This window comes from Burkholderia sp. PAMC 26561 (assembly GCF_001557535.2).
Lineage (GTDB): Bacteria > Pseudomonadota > Gammaproteobacteria > Burkholderiales > Burkholderiaceae > Caballeronia.
In genome coordinates this window covers 2,099,283-2,118,080 of the sequence record NZ_CP014306.1, presented here as the reverse complement: position 1 = coordinate 2,118,080, position 18,798 = coordinate 2,099,283, and the positions used below count along the sequence as shown (strand labels likewise).

At 61.8% G+C, this 18,798-nt stretch carries 22 protein-coding genes, 1 other RNA gene and 1 riboswitch; of the genes, 14 read left to right on the top strand and 9 right to left on the bottom strand.

What is annotated here, in order from left to right; genetic code table 11:
• The first annotated feature begins 25 nt into the window (after nt 1-25).
• The 4 genes from AXG89_RS09845 (at nt 26) to panD (ending at nt 2,442) form a co-directional block, all read left to right on the top strand.
• On the top strand, nt 26-214 hold the full coding sequence (locus AXG89_RS09845) for a DUF3460 family protein (protein ID WP_172811963.1): 189 nt from the start codon (nt 26-28) through the stop codon (nt 212-214).
• A gap of 110 nt (nt 215-324) precedes the next feature.
• Nucleotides 325-1,110 carry a segregation and condensation protein A gene (locus AXG89_RS09840; RefSeq protein ID WP_082771459.1) on the top strand — a complete coding sequence of 262 codons (786 nt, stop codon included), beginning with the start codon at nt 325-327 and terminating at the stop codon, nt 1,108-1,110.
• A gap of 100 nt (nt 1,111-1,210) precedes the next feature.
• A complete protein-coding gene (gene panC, locus AXG89_RS09835) occupies nt 1,211-2,044 on the top strand; it encodes a pantoate--beta-alanine ligase (protein ID WP_062169486.1) in 834 nt (277 codons plus the stop codon).
• An 11-nt stretch (nt 2,045-2,055) separates the two neighbouring features.
• Nucleotides 2,056-2,442 carry an aspartate 1-decarboxylase gene (gene panD / locus AXG89_RS09830; RefSeq protein WP_062169484.1) on the top strand — a complete coding sequence of 129 codons (387 nt, stop codon included), beginning with the start codon at nt 2,056-2,058 and terminating at the stop codon, nt 2,440-2,442.
• A gap of 48 nt (nt 2,443-2,490) precedes the next feature.
• On the opposite strand, the gene AXG89_RS09825 is transcribed toward panD, so the two are convergent.
• The gene (locus AXG89_RS09825; protein WP_062169482.1) at nt 2,491-3,117 is read right to left on the bottom strand and encodes a ParA family protein; all 627 of its coding nucleotides are present in this window, start codon (nt 3,115-3,117) and stop codon (nt 2,491-2,493) included.
• A 177-nt stretch (nt 3,118-3,294) separates the two neighbouring features.
• Between AXG89_RS09825 and AXG89_RS09820 the strand changes: the two genes are divergently transcribed.
• Nucleotides 3,295-3,714 (top strand): PaaI family thioesterase, encoded by a 420-nt coding sequence (locus tag AXG89_RS09820; RefSeq protein ID WP_062169480.1) that lies wholly within the window; start codon nt 3,295-3,297, stop codon nt 3,712-3,714.
• Between the two features lie 14 nt (nt 3,715-3,728).
• Here the strand turns inward: AXG89_RS09820 and AXG89_RS09815 are convergent, their stop codons facing one another.
• The gene (locus tag AXG89_RS09815) at nt 3,729-5,363 is read right to left on the bottom strand and encodes a cobyric acid synthase (RefSeq protein WP_373408609.1); all 1,635 of its coding nucleotides are present in this window, start codon (nt 5,361-5,363) and stop codon (nt 3,729-3,731) included.
• Between AXG89_RS09815 and cobU the strand changes: the two genes are divergently transcribed.
• From cobU to AXG89_RS09795, 4 genes are read left to right on the top strand one after another with little or no spacing between them, the layout of a single operon-like run.
• The gene (cobU, locus tag AXG89_RS09810; RefSeq protein WP_062169478.1) at nt 5,262-5,798 is read left to right on the top strand and encodes a bifunctional adenosylcobinamide kinase/adenosylcobinamide-phosphate guanylyltransferase; all 537 of its coding nucleotides are present in this window, start codon (nt 5,262-5,264) and stop codon (nt 5,796-5,798) included. The genes AXG89_RS09815 and cobU overlap by 102 nt on opposite strands.
• 2 nt (nt 5,799-5,800) lie before the next feature.
• Nucleotides 5,801-6,742, top strand: a complete 942-nt coding sequence (cbiB, locus tag AXG89_RS09805; RefSeq protein WP_086386623.1) for an adenosylcobinamide-phosphate synthase CbiB — start codon at nt 5,801-5,803, stop codon at nt 6,740-6,742.
• Nucleotides 6,735-7,733 carry a threonine-phosphate decarboxylase CobD gene (gene cobD / locus AXG89_RS09800; RefSeq protein ID WP_062169476.1) on the top strand — a complete coding sequence of 333 codons (999 nt, stop codon included), beginning with the start codon at nt 6,735-6,737 and terminating at the stop codon, nt 7,731-7,733. The genes cbiB and cobD overlap by 8 nt, the downstream gene beginning before the upstream one ends.
• Nucleotide 7,734: 1 nt before the next feature.
• Nucleotides 7,735-8,625 carry a cobalamin-binding protein gene (locus AXG89_RS09795; RefSeq protein WP_062169474.1) on the top strand — a complete coding sequence of 297 codons (891 nt, stop codon included), beginning with the start codon at nt 7,735-7,737 and terminating at the stop codon, nt 8,623-8,625.
• Between the two features lie 2 nt (nt 8,626-8,627).
• Here AXG89_RS09795 and cobC read toward each other — a convergent pair whose 3' ends face one another.
• From cobC to AXG89_RS09765, 6 genes are read right to left on the bottom strand one after another with little or no spacing between them, the layout of a single operon-like run.
• Nucleotides 8,628-9,200, bottom strand: coding sequence for an alpha-ribazole phosphatase (cobC, locus tag AXG89_RS09790; RefSeq protein WP_062169472.1), 573 nt, complete (start codon nt 9,198-9,200; stop codon nt 8,628-8,630).
• Nucleotides 9,185-9,946 carry an adenosylcobinamide-GDP ribazoletransferase gene (locus AXG89_RS09785; RefSeq protein WP_062169470.1) on the bottom strand — a complete coding sequence of 254 codons (762 nt, stop codon included), beginning with the start codon at nt 9,944-9,946 and terminating at the stop codon, nt 9,185-9,187. Before AXG89_RS09785 ends, cobC begins: the two co-directional genes overlap by 16 nt.
• A gap of 7 nt (nt 9,947-9,953) precedes the next feature.
• Nucleotides 9,954-11,003 carry a nicotinate-nucleotide--dimethylbenzimidazole phosphoribosyltransferase gene (cobT, locus tag AXG89_RS09780; protein ID WP_236873322.1) on the bottom strand — a complete coding sequence of 350 codons (1,050 nt, stop codon included), beginning with the start codon at nt 11,001-11,003 and terminating at the stop codon, nt 9,954-9,956.
• Between the two features lie 8 nt (nt 11,004-11,011).
• The gene (locus AXG89_RS09775; protein WP_062169466.1) at nt 11,012-11,797 is read right to left on the bottom strand and encodes an ABC transporter ATP-binding protein; all 786 of its coding nucleotides are present in this window, start codon (nt 11,795-11,797) and stop codon (nt 11,012-11,014) included.
• Entirely contained in the window at nt 11,794-12,786 is a 993-nt protein-coding gene (locus AXG89_RS09770) for a FecCD family ABC transporter permease (protein ID WP_062170488.1), read from the bottom strand. The genes AXG89_RS09775 and AXG89_RS09770 overlap by 4 nt, the downstream gene beginning before the upstream one ends.
• A gap of 26 nt (nt 12,787-12,812) precedes the next feature.
• Nucleotides 12,813-14,678 carry a TonB-dependent receptor domain-containing protein gene (locus AXG89_RS09765; RefSeq protein WP_062169464.1) on the bottom strand — a complete coding sequence of 622 codons (1,866 nt, stop codon included), beginning with the start codon at nt 14,676-14,678 and terminating at the stop codon, nt 12,813-12,815.
• A 74-nt stretch (nt 14,679-14,752) separates the two neighbouring features.
• Nucleotides 14,753-15,040: riboswitch (cobalamin riboswitch) on the bottom strand.
• Nucleotides 15,041-15,368: 328 nt separating this feature from the next.
• Here AXG89_RS09765 and AXG89_RS09760 point away from each other — a divergent pair.
• From AXG89_RS09760 to AXG89_RS09740, 5 genes are all read left to right on the top strand, one after another.
• Nucleotides 15,369-15,752 (top strand): hypothetical protein, encoded by a 384-nt coding sequence (locus tag AXG89_RS09760; protein WP_061998769.1) that lies wholly within the window; start codon nt 15,369-15,371, stop codon nt 15,750-15,752.
• Nucleotides 15,749-16,063, top strand: a complete 315-nt coding sequence (locus AXG89_RS09755) for a cell division protein ZapA (protein ID WP_056351781.1) — start codon at nt 15,749-15,751, stop codon at nt 16,061-16,063. The genes AXG89_RS09760 and AXG89_RS09755 overlap by 4 nt, the downstream gene beginning before the upstream one ends.
• A 133-nt stretch (nt 16,064-16,196) precedes the next feature.
• Nucleotides 16,197-16,378, top strand: a non-coding RNA gene (gene ssrS, locus AXG89_RS09750) — 6S RNA.
• A gap of 147 nt (nt 16,379-16,525) precedes the next feature.
• Nucleotides 16,526-16,984, top strand: a complete 459-nt coding sequence (locus AXG89_RS09745; protein ID WP_062169463.1) for an EVE domain-containing protein — start codon at nt 16,526-16,528, stop codon at nt 16,982-16,984.
• 84 nt (nt 16,985-17,068) lie between these two features.
• A complete protein-coding gene (locus AXG89_RS09740) occupies nt 17,069-17,797 on the top strand; it encodes an SIMPL domain-containing protein (RefSeq protein ID WP_062169462.1) in 729 nt (242 codons plus the stop codon).
• Between the two features lie 75 nt (nt 17,798-17,872).
• Here AXG89_RS09740 and lgt read toward each other — a convergent pair whose 3' ends face one another.
• On the bottom strand, nt 17,873-18,778 hold the full coding sequence (gene lgt / locus AXG89_RS09735; protein WP_061998766.1) for a prolipoprotein diacylglyceryl transferase: 906 nt from the start codon (nt 18,776-18,778) through the stop codon (nt 17,873-17,875).
• Nucleotides 18,779-18,798 lie beyond the last annotated feature (20 nt).

Genomic DNA, 18,798 nt, shown 5'->3' with positions numbered 1-18,798 from the left:
ATCGCTCTGATCCAACGGAAGTCGAATCATGTACCAGTCGGACATCACCCAATTCATCAACAAGCTGAAAGAGCAAAAGCCGTCGCTGGAAGACGAACAGCGCAAGGGCCGCGCGCTCCTGTGGGACAAGCAGCCGGTCGACCTCGACGAACGCGCGAAGCTCAAGACATCGCGCGTCGAGCAAACGTCCTACGTCTATTACCAGAACTTCTGAACGTGAGTTCCGCGCGCGACGCGCAGCACGCTGCGGATCATTCGGGAACGGCCAAGGACGACCGCGCCGCCGCGCTCGCCGCGCCCGCGACCGATTCCACGCCAAATACCATCGACGGCGTAGCGTTCGCGCACTTGTACGGCGAGCCGCTCTGGAAGCTGCCAACGGATCTGTATATCCCGCCGGACGCGCTCGAGATATTTCTCGAGGCGTTCGAAGGTCCGCTCGACTTGTTGCTGTACCTGATCCGCAAGCAGAACTTCAACGTCCTCGACATCCCGATGGCGGACGTGACGCGCCAGTATCTTGGTTATGTCGACCAGATCCGCGAATCGAACCTGGAGCTCGCGGCGGAATATCTGCTGATGGCGGCCATGCTGATCGAGATCAAGTCGCGCATGCTGCTGCCGGTGAAAAAGGCGGATACCGGCGAAGAAGCCGAAGATCCGCGCGCCGAACTCGTGCGGCGCCTGCTCGAATACGAGCAGATGAAGCTTGCAGCGCAGCGCCTCGATCACATCCCGCAGCTTGGCCGGGACTTCCTGCGCGCCGAAGTCTACGTTGAGCAAAACTCGGCGCAGCGCTTTCCCGACGTCGATGTCAACGACCTGCGCGCAGCCTGGGCCGACGTCATCAAACGCGCAAGGTTGGTCGAGCACCACAAGATCTCGCGCGAAGAGTTGTCGGTGCGAGAACACATGAGCGTGATCCTGCGGCGTCTGCAAAACGCCCGTTTCATGGAATTCGGCGATCTCTTCGATCCCACGCGCGGCATACCCGTCGTGATCGTGAACTTCATCGCCATGCTGGAGTTGTCGCGCGAATCGCTGATCGAGATTACCCAGGCCGAACCGTATGCGCCCATCTACGTGAGACTCGCGTATTCACCGGCTTGAGCGTGAATGCCGTCTATTTGTCGCGATCTTGCACAACCCTTCCTTTTCCCCCTCGGCGCCGCCTATTTTTTTGCGCAGCCCGCAAGGAGTCACCCGCTAGATGAAAGTCATCAGCTCGATCCATGAACTGCGCGATCAGTTGCGCGGCCAGAACCGAACCGCCTTCGTCCCGACCATGGGCAATCTGCACGAAGGCCATCTTTCGCTGATGCGCCTCGCGCGCCAGCACGGCGATCCGGTCGTCGCCAGTATCTTCGTGAACCGGCTGCAGTTCGGGCCGAACGAAGATTTCGAGAAATATCCGCGCACGCTGCAGGACGATATAGAGAAGCTCCAGTCCGAGAATGTGTATGTGCTGTTCGCGCCGACCGAAGCGGATTTGTACCCGGAGCCGCAGCAATATCGCGTGCATCCGCCGACCAATCTGGGCGACATCCTCGAGGGCGAGTTCCGTCCCGGGTTCTTCCAGGGCGTGTGCACGGTCGTGATGAAGCTGATGTCGTGCGTGCAGCCGCGCGTGGCCGTGTTCGGCAAGAAGGATTACCAGCAGTTGATGATCGTGCGGCAGATGTGCCATCAATTCGCGCTGCCGACCGAAATTGTCGCCGCCGAAACCGTGCGCGACGCCGACGGTCTTGCGCTCAGTTCTCGCAATCGCTTTCTGGCAGCAGCCGAGCGCGCCGAAGCGCCGGTGCTGGCGCAAGCCCTGAATCGCGTGCGCGACGCCGTGCTTTCGGGCAACCGCGACTTTGCATCGATAGAAAAAGAAGCCGTGGAATCGCTTGCTCAGCGCGGCTGGCAGCCGGACTACATCGCGGTGAGAAAGCGCGTCGACCTGCTGCCGCCCGGTTCCGGCGACACCGCCGCGCCGCTCGTGGTACTGGCTGCAGCGAAGCTCGGCACGACGCGGCTGATCGACAATCTGGAAGTCTGAACGAGGATCGCATGCAGCGAACGCTGTTGAAATCGAAGATCCACCGCGCAACGGTGACGCATTGCGAATTGCATTACGAAGGCTCGTGCGCAATCGACGAAAACCTTCTGGAAGCGGCAAATCTGCTCGAGAACGAGCAGATCGATATCTGGAACGTGAACAACGGGGAACGGCTGACCACTTACGCCATCAAGGGCGAGCGCGGCAGCGGCATGATTTCGCTGAATGGTTCGGCGGCGCGGCGCGCGCAATTGGGCGACCTCGTGATCATCGCGGCGTTCGCGCTGGTCGAGGAAGCCGAACTGAAAGCGGGCTGGAAGCCGGACCTGGTTTTCGTCGATGAAAAGAACCGGATCAAGGGAAACCGCGATCACGTTCCGACGCAAAGCTGGACGTAGAAAACGCCGGTGGCCTTGAAAAGCCACCGGCGTTTTTCATGGTGATCCCTACTTCTTCGATACCCACTCGATAATCGGCTGCCACTGCTCGAGATCCTTCTCCACCCGGCTTCGCGCCACATCCCAGATGGTCAGGCCGTGCGCGGCGGCCTGCACGTAGTTTTGCGTGTCGCGCAGATATCCGAGCACCGGCAGATCGAGCCCCTCCACGAACCGGTGCAGTTGATCCGCGGATTTCGTGCGGGCATCGACGCGCATTCCGACCACGCCCACCTCGATACTTCCTTTGCGAATCGCCTTTTCCTTCTGCAGGCGTTCGAGAAATTCCTGCGTGGCGAGGATATCGAACATGGATGGCTGCAGCGGCACGATCACCTTGTCCGCCAGCTCCAGCGCCAGCGCGAGACGCGTGCCGTGAATCCCGGCGGGGGTATCGATGACCGCTTTTTCCAGACCTTTTGGCGGTTTGGTCGGTGCGTCCACGTTGGTGGTCCATTCTTCGATCTTCGGCAGCGTCTCGGGCCGCAGCCCCAGCCAGCCGTGCGCGGACTGCTGCTTGTCGAGATCCGCCAGCGCGACCCATTCGCCGTTCGCGGCGAAATACCCGGCCAGATTCGTCGAAAGCGTGCTTTTGCCCACGCCACCCTTAGGATTTGCCACCACGATCACCGTCATAGATCCATTCCACGTGTTTTGCCGGCACGACGGGTTCCAAAATGGACGCCTGGAGACGCTGTCGTACTGTAAGCGCTGTAATAAGTGAAAAGTTCGAGCCGTTGATACTATCGGATTTGCTTGTTTCAATCCACGCACCCATCAATCAGCCACCTTTTCAGCCAAGGACTCCCCCATATGGCCGTACTTCGTCCCGATGTCACCATCGAACACCTGCGCGAACGCCAGCGCGGCACGCTGCCCGATTTGCTGGGCGTGGAAGTGGTGTCGGTGGAAAGCGGCGCACTGACCGGCAAGCTCGCCGTCCGGCCCGCAGTGCTCGCGCCGAACGGGTTCCTTCACGCGGCGACCGTCGTCGGGCTGGCGGATACCTGTTGCGGCTACGCGTGCATCGCGCATTTGCCCGAGGGCGCGAAGAATTTCACGACCATCGAATTGAAGAGCAATCACGTGGGGACCGCGCGCGACGGCGTGATCACCGCCAGGGCGACGGCCGTGCACCTCGGGCGCAGCACGCAGGTCTGGGACGCGATCGTGACGAACGGCGAAGGGAAGACCATCGCGTTGTTTCGATGCACGCAGATGATCCTGTATTGAAGCTGCGGCAGTTTTCAGGCGAACAAGCCGCCAAGCGCGTTCAAATCCAGCGATTCGCCGAGCGTATCGGCAAGACGATCCAGCGAAGCCTCACGCAACGCGGGGTAGTCGAGCGCCTGCGCATCGCGCAAACCCGCCCATTCGAGCAGCGCCGCGCAGGCCTCGGGGGTATCGAAGAGGCCGTGCAAGTAGGTTGCGGCGATCTGGTTATCGGTGGAAATCGCGCCGTCCGGGCGCTCGCCGTCGAGCATGACGGCCGGCCGGGCGAGCGCCGCGCCCGTCGTGCGGCCCATGTGGATTTCGTAGCCGCGAACCGGCGCTGAAGCATCGCCGATGGTCAGCCGGCCATCCACGTTGTCGAGCAGTTTGTCGGCGGTCAGCGTGGTTTCGAGTTCGAGCAAGCCCAGGCCGTTCACGCAGCCGGCGGGGCCTTCGAAGCCTTCGGGGTCATCGACCGTTCGCCCGAGCATCTGCATGCCGCCGCAAATTCCGAGGACCTTGCCGCCGTATCGAAGATGCCGTTCAATCGCGCGATCCCAGCCGTTTTCACGCAGCCACGCAAGGTCGCGCTGCACGCTTTTCGATCCCGGCAACACGATCAGATCGGCCGGCGGCGGCGCGCTTCCGGCTCGTACGTATGAAAAATCCACCTGGGAATGTGCGCGCAGCGCATCGAAATCGGTGTGATTGCTGATGCGCGGCAACGCCGGGACGATCACTTTCAGCACCTCGGCGCCGTCGCCGCGCGTATGGAGCTGGCTCGGCAGCATGTCCTCGGCATCGAGCGTCAGGCCATGCAGATAAGGCACCACGCCAAGCACCGGCTTGCCGGTTTGCGCTTCCAGCCAGTCGAGACCGGGTTGCAGAAGGCCGATATCACCGCGAAAACGGTTGATCACGAAGCCGTGAACCCGCGCCCTTTCCGTCTCCGATAAACACGCAAGCGTCCCGAGCAAATGCGCGAACACCCCGCCGCGGTCGATATCCGCCACCAGCACGACGGGGCAATCCACCCGCTCCGCAAAACCCATGTTGGCAATGTCCCGGTCGCGCAGGTTCACCTCGGCCGGACTTCCCGCCCCTTCCACGATGATCGTGTCGAATCGCTGCTGCAGGCGGGCGTAGGACGCGAGCACGGCATCGAAGGCGATGGTCTTGTACTCGTGGTATGCACGGGCATCGAGATTGGCGTGCGCGTGGCCGTGGATGATCACTTGCGCACCGCGGTCGCTGGTCGGCTTGAGCAGCACGGGATTGAAGTCGATCTCGGCATCCACGCCCGCCGCGATCGCCTGCAGCGCCTGAGCACGGCCAATCTCGCCGCCGTCCACCGTGACCGCGCTGTTCAGCGCCATGTTCTGCGGCTTGAACGGCGCGACTTTCATCCCGCCGCGCCGGGCCAATCGGCATAAGCCTGCGACCAGCGTGCTCTTGCCGGCATCGGAGGTCGTGCCCTGAATCATCAGCGTGCCGCGCGGTGCGAATTGCATAGGGGTGCCCGGTTTCACGAAAGACGTCATGTTAGCGCCCACCGGTACAATATTGCGATGACTTCCCCCGACCTTACCTTCATTCTCGGCGGCGCGCGCTCGGGCAAGAGCGCGTTTGCCGAACGCATGGCCGCCGACAGCGAATTGCCCGTCACTTATGTGGCGACGGCGCGCGTCGGTGACAGCGAATTCGCGGCGCGCGTGGCGTTGCATCGCGAGCGGCGGCCGGCGCATTGGGCGCTGGTCGAAGCACCGCTCGATCTCGGCGGCGTGCTGCGCGAGCTGGATCGCGAGGGACATGTCGTGCTGATCGACTGCCTGACGCTGTGGCTTGCGAACCTGCTTTTTCCCGCCGATGGAACCACGCCCGACGGTCCTCCTCTGGAAGCGTTCAGCGCCTTTGACGCGGCCCTGTCGCAGGTAAAAGCAAAGGTCATTGTGGTGAGCAACGAAATAGGACTGGGCGTGGTGCCGATGGGGTCGGTCACGCGCCTTTACGTTGATGAACTCGGCCGCCTGAATCAGCGCGTCGCCGCCGCGAGCATGCACGTGACCATGATGGTGGCAGGCCTGCCACTCGTCCTCAAAGGCTGACCATGTTGCTGCTCTCGTTTTACGTCACGGCCATGCTCGCCATAGCGGGCGTGGTCGTCGATCGCGTCTTTGGTGAACCGGCAACGCGCCATCCGCTGGTGGCGTTCGGCCGGCTTGCCACGCGGATCGAAGCCCGGTTGAACACGGGTTTTCGCGCGCGGCCGGCGGGCATTCTCGCGTGGCTGCTGGCGGTTGTGCCGCCGGTTTTCATCGGCTGGATTCTTGTGAGCGTTCTTCCGTTTGCCGCCGCTTGCGCCGTGCACATTGCGCTGTTGTGGTTCGCGCTCGGCGCCAAGAGCCTGCGAGACCACATCGTTCCGATCGCACGCGCGCTCGGGCGCGGCGATCTGCCGGAGGCGCGCACGCTGACGGCGCGGATCGTCTCGCGTGAAACCGCCAACGCCGATGAAGCCGCGCTCTCTCGCGCCGCCGTCGAATCCGCGCTGGAAAACGGCAACGATGCGATCTTCGGCGCGCTCTTCTGGTTCGTGGTCGCGGGCGGCCCGGGCGCGCTGATGTTTCGCCTGGCCAATACGCTCGATGCGATGTGGGGTTACAGGACGCCGCGTTATTTGCGCTTCGGCTGGGCGGCTGCCCGTTTCGACGATGTCCTGAACTACGTGCCCGCGCGTCTCACCGCGGCGAGCTACGCCCTTCTCGGCGATACCCGCACGGCCTGGCGCTGCTGGCGAACCCAGGCGCCGTTGTGGGACAGCCCGAACGCGGGGCCGGTGATGGCATCGGGCGCGGGAAGTCTGAACGTGCTGCTCGGCGGCGCCGCGATGTATCACGGCACGCTCGAGACGCGACCCGTGCTCGGCTTCGGCGTGACCGCGACGCCCAAGCACGTGGTCGCGGCGCTGCGGCTCGTCGAACGCACTACAGTGCTTTGGCTCGTGCTGTTGCTGGTGCTGGCTTTCATGGGCGCGGGGTTTCATGGCTGAACCGATACGACACGGCGGCAATCTGCGCGAAGCCGCGCGGCGGTATGGGATTGCGCTGGAGGACTGGCTGGATTTGTCGACGGGGATCAATCCGCGGGCCTATCCGGTTCCCCCTGTTCCCGTCGATGCCTGGCGTCGCTTGCCCGAAGACGCCGATGGTTTCGCCGAGCTTGCGGCGAGACACTATGGTGCGCCGGGCGCGTTGCCCGTTGCGGGAAGCCAGGCGGCAATTCGCGCATTGCCTTCATTGCTGCGAACGGGCGTCGCGGCGGTTGCGGCGCTGACTTACGGCGAATATGCGCCGGCATTTGAACGCGCCGGGCATCGGATCGTGCCGCTGGATGTGATGTCCACGACTTTGCCGGAGGACGTCGATCATGTGATCGTTGCCAATCCCAACAATCCGACGACACAACAATCAGGCCGTGACGTCCTGCTCGGATGGCACGAGCAACTGTCGGCACGCGGCGGTACGCTGATCATCGATGAAGCCTTCGCCGACGCATACAACGACGCTTCATTGGCATCCGAAAGTGACCGCGAAGGGCTGGTCGTGCTGCGTTCGGTCGGCAAGTTCTATGGCCTGGCGGGAGTTCGCGCCGGGTTCGTGCTCGCGTCTCAGCCTTTACGCGACGCGTTGAACGAAACGCTCGGCGCGTGGACCGTGAGTGGTCCGGCACGGCATGCGGTATCGGCCGCGTTCAATGATCACGCGTGGCAAACAGCGACGCGCGAAGTGCTCGCTCACGATAGCGCGAGACTCGCAGCATTGATTCGCGCCCGGGGTTTCGAGGCTTTTTCGACGCCCCTTTTTGCGTGGTTCGAAACCTCGAACGCGGCAGCGTTGCAACACACGCTGGCACAAAAAGGGATCTGGACGCGACTGTTCGAGCATGGCAAATCGCCGAGTCTGCGGATTGGATTGACGGGATCGGAAGGCGAATGGTCGAGGTTCTCAGAAGCGTTTAAACAAGCCGCCGGCAACCAATGACATGACCTTCCGCCTCCTGGTCGCGCTGTTCTTTTTTGTCACCACGCAAGCCCACGCCCTCACCGTCACCGACGACTCCGGCGCCGCCGTCACGTTGAACGCACCGGCGCAGCGCATCGTCAGCCTCGCGCCGCATGTCACCGAGTTGCTCTACGCAGCGGGCGGCGGCGACCGGATCGTGGGCGCAGTGGAATACAGCGATTACCCGCCGCAAGCGAAATCGATACCGCGTGTCGGCGACAACAAATCGCTCGATCTCGAACGCATCGTCGCAATGAAACCCGATCTGATCGTCGTCTGGCGGCATGGCAATGCGCTGCGCCAGCTCGACCGTTTGCGCGAGCTGCATGTGCCGATGTTCTTCAGCGAGCCGCACAAGCTCGAAGACATCCCCGCGACCATCGATAAACTCGGCGTCCTGCTCGGCACATCGAATGAAGCGAACACAGCGTCGAATGCGTTCCGTCACGACATCGATGGTTTGCGGGCACGTTATGCAGACCAGCCGCCCGTGAGCGTGTTCTATCAGGTCTGGGACGATCCGCTGATGACGCTCAACGGCTCGAACACGGTGAGTGAAGTGATCGAACTATGCGGCGGCCGCAACGTATTTGCCGACCTGAAACCGCTTGTTCCGACGATCTCGACCGAAGCCGTCCTCGCTGCCGATCCTGAAGCCATCGTCACCGCAACGCCCGGCGCGACGAAATCGGAACGCGCGTTGCCATCGCTTGAAACATGGCGCAAATGGCCTTCGATGAAAGCCGTCGAGCGCGGCAATCTCTTCGGCATAGACGGCGATCTGATCAACCGGCCAACACCGCGTCTCGCGCTTGGCGCCAAGGCGCTATGTAAGGACCTGGACGCTGCCCGCGCCAGGCGTCCGAAGTAAGGTCACGCGTTCCATCGCACGAGCAGCCACTCGCCGCGCACGCGTCTGAGCCACACGATCGCGCTGAAATCCAGCGGCCATTGAATGACGTTCGCGCGTTTTATGCCGAGCAGATGGCCGGTGAGAACGCGTATGACGCCGGCGTGTGTGACAACGTGAACTGGTTCTTCGTTATCAGCGCTCAAAGCCGAATCCGCCCAACCGGCTACACGCCCGGCAAACTGCGCAACGCTCTCGCCGCCATGCTCGCGCGCATGCTCCAGATCTGCGGCCCATGCGTCGAGCATCGCGCGATCAAGGCCGTCCCAACGCTCACCTTCCCAGGCGCCGAAGTCGAGTTCCTGCAGGCGCGGATCGGTTTGGACCGGGCCTAATGATTCGGCCAGCAGACGGCATCGGCTTAACGGACTCGTGTACCAGGTGCCTTTGATGGCCGGCACCCTTAGCGCATTCAAACGCGCGTCCAATAAACGCGCCGATTCCGCCGCGTCGCCGAGAAGCGGAACATCGGTACGGCCATAACAAATCCCGGCGTCGATACCCACAGCCGGATGGCGAATCAGGACGAGATCCATGCGAGTCCGATCAAGTAGATTGCGACTTCGAAAAGCTGCTGCGCGAAGCCGAGGCAGTCGCCGGTGTATCCGCCGATGCGCTTGACAAAGTATCGCCCGATGAAAAACCGCATCACGACAAGCGCCACGAGCAGCACGCAGCCAAGCCGCCAGTCGGGCCAAAACAAGCACGGCAAGCCGATCACTGCGGCCAACGCGAACGCGCCTGAACCCATCTTCTGAGCGACCGGTTTCGCCTTGCCCTCGGCACGCACATACTCGAGCGTGCAGAGATAGCTGATCGCGAACGTGCGGCTCGCGGCATGCGCGCCGACGATCATCCATGCAGTGCGCAGCGGCAACGTGGAAGCCAGCGTTTGCCACTTCAACGCCAGCACCACGATCAACGCAATCGCGCCATACGCGCCGATGCGCGAGTCGTGCATGATGCGCAGCGCGTCCTCGCGGGTGTAGGCGCCGCCGAAGGCATCGGCGCAATCGGCCAGCCCGTCTTCGTGGAACGCGCCGGTCAGGAGCAGCGTTGCGGCCATCGATAACAACACCGCAACGCCCGCCGGAAAAACCTGCAACGCCGCAAGATAAACCACTGCGCCGACGCCGCCGACCATCACGCCGATCAACGGAAAATAGCGCGCTGCCGCGTTCAGGTAATGTGGCTCGAAGCCGACCCAGCGCGGCACCGGCACGCGGGTGAAGTACCCGAGCGCGGTGAAGAAATATCGAAGTTCCTGCGATAGCCGGTTCATGGCGTAATCAGGAGGCCTTATCCGATACGCCCGCCGATTCGAAACTCGCCATCTCTTTGATGAACGCCACGGCCGCACGCAACAACGGCAACGCGAGCGCAGCGCCCGTGCCTTCACCGAGCCTCAATCCGAGTTGCAGCAATGGTTTCGCATTGAAATATTCGAGCATTCGCGCATGCCCCGTTTCATCCGACGCGTGCGCGAACACGCAGTAATCGAGTACGGCGGGGTTGATGGCGTGCGCAACCAGCAACGCCGACGTGACGATAAAACCATCCACGAGTATCGTCATCCGCGCTTCGGCCGCGGCAAGAAAACCGCCGGCGATCATCGCGATTTCGAAGCCGCCAAAGGTGGCGAGTGTATCGACCGGGTCTGGCGAAATTGCATGCTTTTTCAGCGCTGCAGCGAGCACGTCGCGCTTGCGGTTGAGGCCGGCGTCATCAAGACCTGTGCCTCGTCCCACGCACGCGTCGATCTCGAGCGCGCACAGCCGGCTCATCAAACAAGCCGCCGCCGATGTATTCGCAATCCCCATCTCGCCGAAGCCGATCACGTTCGTGCCGAGCGCCGCGTGATGCCGCACACGTTCTGCGCCCTTTGCGATGGCTTGCAACGCTTCGTCGCGTGTCATGGCCGGATCGTGCGCGAAGTTGCGCGTGCCGCCGCGACGGATGGCGGCATCGACGAAACCTTCCGCTGCAGGCGATGCTCTCGCCACGCCCGCATCCACGACTTCGAGCGTCATGCCCGACGCCTTCGACAACGCGTTGATCGCCGCACCGCCCGCGATGAAATTCGCGACCATCTGCACGGTCACTTCTTGCGGAAACGGACTCACGCCTTCGGCCGCAATGCCGTGATCACCCGCGAAAACGATCATTGCCGGACGTTCGATACGCGGTCTCACCGTCCGCTGGATCAGCCCGATCTGAAGCCCGAGCAATTCCAGCCGTCCGAGACTGCCGGGCGGTTTTGTCTTTGTATCGATGACATGTTGCAGCTCGGCTGTCATCGACCGGTCGAGCGGTTCAACGCGGGGAAATGTTTCGGGCATGGTCGTGTTCATCGTTGAGGTGAGCGCATCGCGGGCACGAGCGCTTCGTGTCCGTCCTGCTGAATCAAGGTTAGCGGATAGCCGAACGCAACACTCGCGCGCTCGGGCGTGAGGACTTCGCGGACCGGGCCGGCATGCGCGTGGCCGGCGCCATCGAGCAGCAATGCGTGCGTCGCGAAACGCCGGGCCAGGTTCAGATCGTGACACGAGAAAATTACGCTGCGCCCGGGAGCCTTGCTCCAGCCGCTCAACGCTTCCAGGCAATCGATCTGATGATGCAGGTCGAGATGGGAAAGAGGTTCGTCGAGCAACAAGAGCGGCGCGTCCTGGCACAAGGTCGCAGCAAGCGATACACGCTGGCGTTCGCCGCCGGAAAGCGACTGGACATCGCGCAATGCGAGCGGAGCGAGGCCAAGCGTTTCCAAAGCTGCGTGCGCAGCGCCGCGATCCGCATCGCTTTCCCAACCCCAACCCGTCAAGTGCGGGAAGCGGTTGAGCATGACGGTGTCGAGAACGGTTGCGCTGAAGGCGTCGTGCGAGGCTTGCGGCATCAATGCGCGACGACGCGCCAGGTCGTTCGGGCGCCAGTCGCGAAGCATGCGGCCATCCAGAGAAATCGCGCCCGACGGTTCCTTCGACAAACCCGCCAGCGCCGAAATCAGCGTCGTCTTGCCTGCGCCGTTCGGCCCCGCGATGCACCACATCTCGCCGGGCGCAAAGGTCTGCGTCAGATCGGCGATCAAGACGCGATCCGCCGCGCGCAAAGTGAGTCGAGCAACGTGAAGTCCGTTCATGGCGTGCGCCTCAGCAGCATCCACAAGAACACCGGCACGCCGATCAAGGCCGTGATGACACCCACCGGCAATTGTGCGGGCGCGATCACCGTGCGCGCGATCAGGTCCGCGCCCATCACCGCCAGTCCGCCCGCGATCGCCGATGCAGGCAGCAACATGCGTTGGTCGTTACCGAACGCGAGCCGCAACACATGCGGCACGACGAGCCCGATGAACCCGATCGTCCCGGCAGTCGTAACGGCAGCGGCCGCCGCCAGCGATGCCACGAGATACACGCGCAACCGCAAGCGCACGACCCGCACGCCGAGCGCTTCGGCCGCAATGTCGCCACGCAGCAGCACGTTGAGCTGGGGCGCAGCCGGCACAATCGCGATCAACGCAATCAGCAACGCGATCAACGCGGGCCACGGCATCGCAACGCCGTTGAGATCGCCCGTGAGCCAGAACACCATGCCGCGCAAGCGGTTCTCGGGCGCAACGGCGAGCATCAATGTAATCAACGCGCCCCACCCTGCCGCGATCACCGCGCCGGTCAGCAACAATCTCGGCGATGCATCCTGCGGTTCACCCCGCCACAACTCGCGCCGCGCAAGTCCGAGGACGAGCAGTATCGACAAGAATGCGCCCGCGAACGCGGCGACATCGACGCTCCACCACGACATGGAGAACAGCATTGCAGCGAGCGCGAACGCCGCCGCGCCGCCCGATACACCAAGCACATACGGCTCGGCGAGCGGGTTGCGCAACAGGACTTGCAGCAGCGCGCCGGCCATCGCAAGCAGCGCGCCCGATGCAAACCCGCCCAGCGCGCGCGGCAACCGCAGGCTGCGCACGATTTCATCGAGCACGTCATTCGATGACGATAAAAGTGCATGCACGACACGCACAGGCGCCACCGGCACGCTTCCGATGGCCAGCGACGCGACGAATACAGCCAGCGTCACAAGGGCGAGCGCGATCCAGATAGCGAAAGCGCGCGGGGCGTCCATACGCCGGGCGTCGATACGCTTAGCGTTCACCGCTGCCGCCAGCCAAGCGTGATGTAGGCACCGCGCCGCGGCGTGTTGTATGAATACGCAAGCTGATAGTCCTTGTTGAACACATTGTCGATCCGCGCGCCGACGTACCACGACTTCGTGATGTCGTAGCGCGCCGACAGATTCACCAAACCATAACCGCCGAGCGTCGAGTCGAAGTCTTCGCGCGCCCCGCTCGTGATCCATTCGCCGCCGACGCGCCAGCCGCCGATCGACCGGTTCACGGCAAGCGTCGCAAAGCGCCGGGCGCGGCGCGTCAGGTCCTGCTGATCGGTTTCATCGACAGGATTTTGCAGCGTGAACGACGCCCGGACATCCGTGCGCCCGACGTGCCCCTGCCACGATCCCTCGAGCCCCTGCACCTTCGCGCGCCCCACGTTCTGCGCGATGAAAAAACCGCCGCCGTCCGATACGTAGTTGATCAGGTTCGTGTATCGCGTCTGGAACGCGGTCAGCCGCAAGATCCCCACCGCGTTCGATGCATATTGCAGCGCGGCCTCGACCGAATGGCTGCGCTCGGGTTGTATCGATGGATTGCCGCTGAACGGATAGTACAGATCGTCGAAGGTCGGCGCGCGGAATGCATCGGAATAGCTGAGCGTGGCTTTCCAGTGCGCATCGAAATGGTAGCCATAGCCGAGGTAATAACTGTTGGCGCCGCCGAAATCCGAATACTGGTCGCGACGAACATTCGCCTGGAACTGGTTTGCCCCGACGTTGCCGACATAACCCGCGAATCCCGAATTCACATGACGATCGGGAGCCGCGACCTGATCCGAATCAAGCGTCTGGTCGAGATGTTCGTAGCCGAATACGAACTTGTGATCCGGCGTCAGCGCGATATCGTTCTGCCACGTGTACTGGCGGTTCTCCGAATTGAACTTGCTGTTGTAGACGCCGTTCAACTGCGTGTCCGCGCGATCCTGACCCTGCGCCACGGTGAAGTGCGTGGTCCAGGTGTCGGTGATCTTGCCGTTTGCAAAGACCGAAGTGGAACGCACGCGGTTGTGCGATTCGTTGTCGTCGGTGGGCAGGCCGTAGGCGCTGTCGAAACTGTTGATACCGTTCGACTGCAAAAAGCGCACGCCCGCGTCCCACTTGTCGCTGAACTGATGACGCAACGTCGCCGACACGCTCTCGTTCAAATACCCGTTCGCGTTCGGATTCACATTCGGCGAGGTCGAAGGATCGATCGATGAAAACCCGTCGGTCTTCTCGCGCGAGAGCGTCACGTTGAACGTGGTGCGGCCGTCTTTATCGAGCGCGCCGTTCGCACCGACCTGCTGGCGCTGCGTGTGATAACTGCCCACCTCGGTCTCGAAGTTGAAGCGCGGCGGATGATTGCCGCCATCCTTCGTGAAGATCTGCACGACGCCGCCCACCGCGTTTGATCCATAAAGCGCCGACACATTGCCGTTGACCACCTCCACGTGGTCGATCTGATCGAGCATGAGTTGCGACAGTTGGGCCGCGCCTAGTCCGGCCGACTCGACACGCACGCCGTCGATCAACACGAGCGATTGCGCCGACGACGCGCCGCGCAGGAACAATCCCGCGCTTGAACCCGGACCGCCGTTGCGCGTGATCTGCACGCCGGGCGCAAGTGCGAGGAGACCGGCGACATCGGTAGCATTGGAATCGGCGATATCCTGCTGGTCGAAGAGCGTCGTCTGCGCGATGGAATCCGCGAGCTTTTGCGGCGCGCGGGTGGTGGTCACCACGACAGGCGCGAGCGTGACGGGCTCGCTGGGAGATCCTGAGGAACTGGTCGAGGACTGAGCGTTCGCAACAACGGGTAAACTGCCGAAAACCAGCAGGACGGCGCGGGCAATAGGTGAAGCCATGATTGCAGGAAGATCCGGTAAAGGCATGCGCGACCCGCTCCCCGCAGGTCCATGCGTGACGAGCGCAGCCGCGAGGCCGCGCTCTCCCCGAGGCCGGTATCCGGGCTGGCGACATATCGGCCCGCCTTCCCGCGCGAAAGGCGCAGTGGCATGAGCGTGCTGTCCGGGCCATTCGAGCGGTATCGAGTCGTAGAATGGGCGGACGTCACGCGTGGAACCGGCTTGCAACTTGCGTTGCGGTCGCTTACCGTTGCGGGGGCAGCGCAGGTTGGCGCGGTCCGGGCGGACGTTGCTTCCTGCTTCCCGTTTAACTGCGCACGCCGGATCGGGCATGCGCGAGCACCAAGGTGCCGCGAGTTTAAGAGCGGCACCGGGACCCGTCAAGAAAGCAGGATCATGCAGTCGCGCGAGCATTCGATTCACCTGCGTTCTGGTCGTACCGGTAACGTTCAAACGGAATTGAAGGGGTACTTTCAGAGACGTTCAAAAGTCGTTCCGCGAGCCGATAAGCGAGCCATCGAGCCAGCGTTAAAAACTGTCGACAAACAACTCGATAAATCATTTCCCCTTACGAATAAAGGCTCGCGCCGATGCATTGACTTCAAACTGCTGTTACGTCTGGAAACGAACCAAATTTCTGAAGCGCCAGCGAAGCGCGCTAAAATGCGAGGTCTTAAGAGGACGCAGCACATGCTCAACGAACTCGAATCACTGTCACAAAATATTGGCCGGCTGATCAAAATCAGCGAACGGCATCATCAAGCGCATGACGCTCTCTCCCAGCAACTCGACCAGTTGCGCTCGGAGTTTGCGCTCGCGCAGCAGGAACTTGCCAACGTGCGTGAAGAGCGCGACGCCCTGGTGGCGGAGCGCGATTCGTTATCGGCGAAAATCGACGATGCACAGGTTCGCCTCAACGCAATCCTCGAAAAATTGCCGCGTGCGAAAAACGCGCCCGAGCCGGATAACCAGCTTGCCCTTTTGCCTCCCGATGCCAGCAGCGAACCGGACACCGCCGAAGCGGCGAACGGCGCGTTGCATGAGGAATCACACCATCACGGAGAAAAGGCATGACGACCAAGCAGATCGAGGTATCCATTCTCGGCGCGCCGTACCGGCTCGCCTGCTCACCGGAAACCGAAGCTGCGCTGCGTGAAGCGGTCGCACGAGTGGATGCGGAAATGTCGAAGGTGCGCAATGCAAGCAGCGTGCGCGGCACGGACCGGATTGCGGTGATGGCGGCGTTGTCGCTTGCTTCGGAATTGCTCAAGCTGCAAAGCAGCGTGCGTCACGGCGAAGCGTTCCCCGCCGAAGAGATCCGCCGCACGATGCATCAAATGAACGAACAACTCGGCGTCGTGATTTCACAATACGAAGCGCAGTAATTCGCAATGGCCATGCTTGCGTATATGTTTGCTAACGCTGCGCGCGCCGTGTCACGAACGTTATTGTGTTGCGACTGACATAAAGTTTTCCCGTATCAGTGCTGCATCGGCGGGGCGATTGGTGTACAGTGATTGTTCCCTGCCTGGTTTGCCAAGGTCATATATTCCTTGAACCAATGCCATTGTGCACGGTTGTGGGATCTTGTAGCACTGGCGAGCGCGTCACTCTGTCTGATGAGCCCAAGGTGCTGCTTACTGCGACCAATCTTGAACCCAGGTTCAGGATGCCGGCCTAGCGGCTTGGGCGGGGACCTCATTCTGCAGCATGCGTTTTTTAGACGTGAAGCTGCAAGCAACAGGTTGATCAAGCTAACGGCGTCGGATTTTTTCCGATGCCGTTTTCTTTTGTATCGTGTGCGCTGCGAACATTGACGCGGCGCACACATTTCGCGGGCGACGTTCATGCGCTACTGGCTGATGAAGTCGGAACCGGACGAAGCGAGCATCGACCATCTCGCTCACGCTCCGAAAAAAACCTTGCCCTGGACCGGCGTGCGCAATTATCAGGCGCGCAACTTCATGCGTGACGGCATGGAGCTCGGCGACGGCGTGCTGTTCTATCACTCGAGTTGCCCGCAACCGGGTATCGCGGGGATTGCGAAGGTATCGTCGGCGGCTTATCCCGATCCCACGCAATTCGATTCGTCGAGTCCTTACTTCGATCCGAAGTCATCGCAGGACAAGCCGCGCTGGCTTCTCGTCGATGTCCACTTCGTCAGGAAAACACCGCTTATTCCCCTCTCGACGCTGCGCGAACACGCGGAGCTTGCGGATATGCAGGTGCTTGCGCGCGGCAATCGGTTATCGATCACGCCTGTCACCGAAGCGCAATGGCGCTTTATAACCGAACATCTTTTGTAACTCGATTGAAGGGAACTTCGCGAGCGCCATCGTCGCCTAAGCAACGGTCACATTGACGTGCACTCATGCTTACGGAGTTAAACGATGACAAAGAAAAATACCACTTCGGCACTTGCCGCCATCGCGCTTATTGCAGGCGCTGCCATGGCGCAGAACGCGTTCGCGCAAAGCTCCGTCACCCAGGCACAACCGTCCGGCGTGTTGTCGCTGGCGGCGCAGGCGAGCGAGGACGTGCCTCAGGATGTCGTCGATATCACGCTCTTCTACGAGCAGGAAGCGAAGGACGCGGGGTCGCTGACAAGCGTGCTGAATCAGCGCGCCGATGCCGCGTTGCGTATGGCAAAGGGTGTCGATAACGTGACGGCTCATAGTGGCGCGTTCACGGTCTATCCATCGACCGATCGCGATGGCCGCATCTCCGCATGGCGCGGCCGCACGGAAGTCGTGCTGGAATCGAAGGACTTCACGGCAGCAACCAAGCTCGCCGGCAAGATGAGCGACGCCATGCAGGTGGGCAGCGTCACGTTCTCGTTGTCGCCCGAGGCGCAGCGCGAGGCGGAGCAGAAGCTTTCCACGCGCGCGATCGCTTCGTTCAAGCAGCAGGCGCAGGCTTCATCGCAGGCGTTCGGGTACAGCGGTTATGCGATTCGTGAAGTGAATATCGGGCATAACGGGTCATCGCCGAGACCGGTCATGATGATGGCCGCCCGAAGCATGAACGCGGATGCGAAGATGGCCGCGCCAATGGCGCTGGAAGCGGGTACGTCGACCGTGACGGTGAATGTGTCGGGTTCGGTACAGATGAATCGTTAAGCACTTTTGCCGCCTCGGCATGAAAAGCCTCGCTTTTACGCGAGGCTTTTCATTTTCCACGAATCGATTTGCTGCTCAGGAAACCTTCGCCGGGTCAGAGGGCACCATACGTCCCCGCTTGTAAGACCAGACCAGCATTCCAATTCCCACGATGATCATCGGCAATGAAAGCCACTGCCCCATCGAGAGATTCGCGGCCAGCAACCCCAGGTAGTCATCCGGCTCGCGAGCGAACTCCACCGTAAATCGCGCGATACCGTAACCAATCAGAAACACCGCCGAAATCGCACCGACCGGCCGCTGCTTTCTCGACATCAGCCACATCACGATAAACAACGCAAAACCCTCCAGCGCAATCTCATACAACTGCGACGGATGGCGCGGCAGCATCTGGTATCGATCGAAAATTTCCCGCAGATGCCATTGCGCGTCGAGGTCGGGATGCTTTTGCAGCCAGATGGCGTCATCAGGGGACGCGTTCTGGAAGAGCATCGCCCACGGCGCGTTCGGGTTCGTCACACGCCCCCACAACTCACCGTTGATGAAATTGCCGAAACGTCCCGCGGCAAGGCCGAGCGGCACCATGGGCGCGACGAAGTCGGTGACCTGCAGCCACGTCCGCTTGCGTTGCCACGCGAACAGGATCATGGCGGTGATCACGCCGAGCATGCCGCCGTGAAAGGACATGCCGCCTTCCCATACCTTGAAGATATCGAGCGGATGCGCGAGATAGAAACTCGATTTGTAGAACACCACGTACCCCAGCCGGCCGCCGAGAATGGTGCCGAGCACGCCGTAGAACAGGATGTCGTCGATGTCTTTCGTGGTCCAGCCCTGCGCCGACACGTAAGGCAACCGCAGCCTGATCCGTCCGATCACAATGCATTGAATGAACGCCAGCAAATACATGAGGCCATACCAGCGCACGGCGAGCGGGCCGAGATGAATGGCAATCGGATCGAAGTTCGGGTGAATGAGCATGTTTCTATGTACGTGTAGGA

Coding starts and splice junctions, on each gene's coding strand:
- AXG89_RS09785 (WP_062169470.1), bottom strand. CDS start 9,946: ATGAACCGGCTATCGCAGGAACTTCGATATTTCTTCACCGCGCTCGGG.
- AXG89_RS09820 (WP_062169480.1), top strand. CDS start 3,295: ATGGCCGTACTTCGTCCCGATGTCACCATCGAACACCTGCGCGAACGC.
- panD (WP_062169484.1), top strand. CDS start 2,056: ATGCAGCGAACGCTGTTGAAATCGAAGATCCACCGCGCAACGGTGACG.
- AXG89_RS09740 (WP_062169462.1), top strand. CDS start 17,069: ATGACAAAGAAAAATACCACTTCGGCACTTGCCGCCATCGCGCTTATT.
- AXG89_RS09775 (WP_062169466.1), bottom strand. CDS start 11,797: ATGAACGGACTTCACGTTGCTCGACTCACTTTGCGCGCGGCGGATCGC.
- AXG89_RS09795 (WP_062169474.1), top strand. CDS start 7,735: ATGACCTTCCGCCTCCTGGTCGCGCTGTTCTTTTTTGTCACCACGCAA.
- AXG89_RS09825 (WP_062169482.1), bottom strand. CDS start 3,117: ATGACGGTGATCGTGGTGGCAAATCCTAAGGGTGGCGTGGGCAAAAGC.
- lgt (WP_061998766.1), bottom strand. CDS start 18,778: ATGCTCATTCACCCGAACTTCGATCCGATTGCCATTCATCTCGGCCCG.
- cbiB (WP_086386623.1), top strand. CDS start 5,801: ATGTTGCTGCTCTCGTTTTACGTCACGGCCATGCTCGCCATAGCGGGC.
- AXG89_RS09745 (WP_062169463.1), top strand. CDS start 16,526: ATGCGCTACTGGCTGATGAAGTCGGAACCGGACGAAGCGAGCATCGAC.
- cobT (WP_236873322.1), bottom strand. CDS start 11,003: ATGCCCGAAACATTTCCCCGCGTTGAACCGCTCGACCGGTCGATGACA.
- AXG89_RS09760 (WP_061998769.1), top strand. CDS start 15,369: ATGCTCAACGAACTCGAATCACTGTCACAAAATATTGGCCGGCTGATC.
- cobC (WP_062169472.1), bottom strand. CDS start 9,200: ATGGATCTCGTCCTGATTCGCCATCCGGCTGTGGGTATCGACGCCGGG.
- panC (WP_062169486.1), top strand. CDS start 1,211: ATGAAAGTCATCAGCTCGATCCATGAACTGCGCGATCAGTTGCGCGGC.
- AXG89_RS09770 (WP_062170488.1), bottom strand. CDS start 12,786: ATGGACGCCCCGCGCGCTTTCGCTATCTGGATCGCGCTCGCCCTTGTG.
- AXG89_RS09755 (WP_056351781.1), top strand. CDS start 15,749: ATGACGACCAAGCAGATCGAGGTATCCATTCTCGGCGCGCCGTACCGG.
- cobU (WP_062169478.1), top strand. CDS start 5,262: ATGACTTCCCCCGACCTTACCTTCATTCTCGGCGGCGCGCGCTCGGGC.
- AXG89_RS09765 (WP_062169464.1), bottom strand. CDS start 14,678: ATGGCTTCACCTATTGCCCGCGCCGTCCTGCTGGTTTTCGGCAGTTTA.
- cobD (WP_062169476.1), top strand. CDS start 6,735: ATGGCTGAACCGATACGACACGGCGGCAATCTGCGCGAAGCCGCGCGG.